At 34.8% G+C, this 3,674-nt stretch carries 2 protein-coding genes; both read right to left on the bottom strand.

Translation table 11 applies throughout. The features are described 5' to 3' along the window. Nucleotides 1-31: 31 nt before the first annotated feature. Entirely contained in the window at nt 32-1,270 is a 1,239-nt protein-coding gene (locus ABFR62_13620) for an ABC transporter permease (GenBank protein ID MEN8139457.1), read from the bottom strand. 274 nt (nt 1,271-1,544) lie between these two features. Beyond that, a complete protein-coding gene (locus ABFR62_13615; protein ID MEN8139456.1) occupies nt 1,545-3,179 on the bottom strand; it encodes a S8 family serine peptidase in 1,635 nt (544 codons plus the stop codon). Nucleotides 3,180-3,674: the final 495 nt, after the last annotated feature.

The raw sequence follows: 3,674 nt of genomic DNA, 5'->3' as shown, positions 1-3,674 counted from the left end.
CTAGAGTTAAAGTACTCATAACTCCAAGTACTCATTCATACCTCAAAGCGTCAATAGGGTCAAGACGTGATGCTTTTATAGCCGGATAAAGTCCTGAAATTACACCTACCACAAATGTTAATATAATGGCCATTATTATTTCGAGCCAGGGCATAATAAATTTAGTTTCCAGCAAAGCAGCAATTCCATTTCCTGCACCAACCCCGAATATAATACCCAATAGGCCACCAATTTGACCGATTAGAATTGCTTCAAATAAGAATTGATATGCGATTGTAGCTCTATTGGCTCCAACAGCTTTTCTAACTCCTACTTCTTTAGTACGCTCGGTAACTGAAACCAGCATAATATTCATAAGTGCAATAGATGCACCAAACAGTGTTATTGTACCAATAAAGATTGCTGCAATTGTAAATTGAGAAGTAAGGTCTATTATCATTTTTGATAAGCTGTCACTCTTTGTTATATTAAAGTTGTCTTCTTGTTTTGGGTTGAGTTTCCTAACTGAACGCATCACTGCTGTAGCTTTTCCTATAGATGCATCTAAGTTGAATTTATCTGCTGCCTGCACATTAATATCGAAGCTTAAATTGGGCCTGGAAAATGTTGAACGTGCTGTACTCACAGGAATAAAAGCAGATCTGTCTCCTCCGAAGTTCATGCCCGATCCTTTATTCTTTGTCAGTCCTATAACCTTAAACTTTTCACCTCTGATAGAGATTATTTTTCCTATAGGATTTGCTTTTTTCATTAAGGTAGATGAGGTTTCCTGTCCTAAAACCACCACATGAGCATTGTTTTCAATATCCTGTTTTGATATGGCTCTGCCTTTTTCTATTTCAAAACCGGCAGTGTTTAAATAGTTTTCATCTCCTGCCCATATGGCAATGTTTGGATTAGTTTTTTTCTCTTTATATTTCAAAGTACCACTTCCGGCAGCTATAAAAAATACGGAGGCTGTAGATTCTGAAATAAATTTTTCTTTGAACTTTTTGGCTTCTCCAAAAGTAATAATAGGATTATCTTTAGGTCTTATGGTTTTATTGTTAATTCTGATAGTCATACCTTTATTTTGAATAGTAAAGGTATTTGATCCCATTGTGGCGAAACTCTCAGATATTGATGACTTCATAGAGGAAACAGCAGTCAGTATTCCGACCAATGCCATAATTCCAAATGCAATTATCAAAACTGTTAATATCGTTCTCAGGGGTTGCCCTTTTATAGAACGCCAGGCAATTGTTGAGTTTTCCTTGATGTAAGTATACATAAATTTTCGGCTAAAGCTTATTATGTTTATTTAGCATGTAAATAGCTATTCCGATAATGATTAGCTTCAGCAATTTACAAAAGCCTTTAGAATGTAATAATAAAATTATCTTAAAATTTATAGAGAGCTGTGTCGTTTATAGAAGGCGATATTTTTTTACCCTCAAGAGGGGATTACATCTTAAACGATCTACCCACTATATTTGATATATATCAAAAATTAAGAGGGCGTTCTTCATAAAAAAACGCCCTCTTATTTCTAATATTATGTGTTGTTATTTTGACTTTTTTTCGGCCAGTTTAAGTGCTTCATAAGCATTTACTATTCCTCCCGATTTAGAGAGTTCTCCGAAATTACCCCTTTCGGCAATCCCGTTTTTACCGTTGCTAGGAATTTTAACCCTTAAATCCTTAAGTTCGGTTACAGATTTCATTAAAATCTTTTTAACTTCTTTTGCACTTAAATTGGGGTAATAGCTCATTACCAAAGCTGCAACACCGGTAACAACCGGAGCAGCCATTGATGTTCCGCTATATGTGTCGTAATCGCTCGATGGAACTGTAGAATAGATATCTACTCCCGGAGCAAATATATCAACACTTTCCTTTCCATAATTCGAAAATACGGCAGGCAGACTTACACCTGTTTTCCATGAAGAGGCTCCTACTTCAATCCATGCTTTTGCACTTTTACCTGAGTTTTTTACATTCGGGAAGTTGTTTTCAATGTCAATATTTTTACTGTCGTTTCCTGCTGCATGAACAAAAAGAACACCTTTATTAACAGCATATTCAATAGCATCATCAACTACTTTTTTATTATATGAATATGCTTTACCGTAGCTCATGCTAATAATTCGTGCTCCATTGTCGGCAGCATATCTCATTGCTGCAGCAATATCTCTATCATGCTCATCCCCGTTAGGAACAGCTCTTATAGTCATTATTTCAACATTATTGGCAACTCCGTTCATTCCGATGTCATTGTTTCTGTCGGCGGCTATAATTCCTGCACAATGTGTTCCGTGTCCATTACTGTTCCCCCCGGCCAGATAGGAGTTGCTTCCGTATATGAAATTATTAAAATCAGATTCATTATAACCTTTTTCGGCTCTTGGATACCATTCGTAGTTCAGGTGGTAATTAAGTTTTTCGGCTAAATAGTTATAATACTTCTCGCTTTTTTTGTTGATTTTTGCAACAACTATGTCAGCTGAAGTTGCAGTGTCGCGTTGTAGTATTCTTTCAAATTTTGTTTTTCCGTATTGTATAATAGAGTCCTGAGATGTAATAGATTTTAAATCAGTATATTTAAAATCATCTTTGTTCAGGTAGGATGATATTAATTTGTAATTTCTTTCAAGGCTGCTAATCTTAGACTTGTAACGATCATATTGTTTTTGAGTTTTGGATCTTTCCTTTTCAAAGGCAGTTTTTATCTCCTGATATTTTTTATATTCTTTTTTCTCTTTTCTAGATAAATTCTTGATGTCTTTATCTTCAAACTCTTTAGAATACATAGCGTATAAACGGGTTAATTCAAGAGTTTCTTCATAAACGTCTATTCCTTCACATCCAAGAAAGCTCCATCCGTTTACATCGTCAATATATCCGTTTCCGTCATCGTCGATACCGTTCCCGGCAATTTCATTGTTATTGCTCCAAAGGACACCTTTTAAGTCGTCGTGATTAGTATCTGTACCACTGTCTATTACGGCAACAATAACTTTCTCTCCTTGCTTGCCTTTGAGGAGTTCTTCATAAGCTTTGTCGGTAGCTACTCCGTAAATACCATCATCAGCATAATTTAGGTGCTGCCAGTTTTTTGGAGCTTTTGATTTTTGTGCATAAGACTGAAAACTGATAGCCAATCCTATAAATAATATTACAAAATACTTTAGATGCTTCATAATCATGGTTTTGATCTACTTTAGATTTAATTTTCGGCTGCAATTATATATTATAGTTGTGAAAATATATCTTAATAAAATGTGAAAATTATTTACAAATAAAGGACAATTCTATTGATTGTCAGCGAGTTAAAAGTTAAAGTGTTCGTTTTTTTAGATAAACTATATAAATAATGTTAAAAATATCATAAAGTTGATATTTCTTTTTCATGATGAGAAAAATTAAGTTTAAAGACAAAAGACACCTGCCTGCGTGACTCAGTCAGGCAGGAAAGAGAAAAGACAAAAGAGAAAAGACAAAAGAGAAAAGATAAAAGATAAAAGATAAAAAGATAAAAGTTTACCCTGAGCGGTGGTTGTTGACAGATTGTGTCGCAATTAATTTATCGTTATCTCGACCGAATTATTTAGAATCAGCGAAGCTAAACGCAGTGAAGTGGAGAAACCTTTAGGTTCGACGAAGTCAATTCGAAGATTGTGAGATGGAGGGAAATG

The organism is Bacteroidota bacterium (assembly GCA_039714315.1).
In the GTDB taxonomy this organism is placed as follows: domain Bacteria; phylum Bacteroidota; class Bacteroidia; order Flavobacteriales; family JADGDT01; genus JADGDT01.
This window is presented reverse-complemented; position numbering and strand designations above follow the sequence as displayed.

Excerpts from the sequence above, each read along its gene's own strand:
- ABFR62_13620 (MEN8139457.1), bottom strand. The coding sequence starts at position 1,270 with ATGTATACTTACATCAAGGAAAACTCAACAATTGCCTGGCGTTCTATA.
- ABFR62_13615 (MEN8139456.1), bottom strand. The coding sequence starts at position 3,179 with ATGAAGCATCTAAAGTATTTTGTAATATTATTTATAGGATTGGCTATC.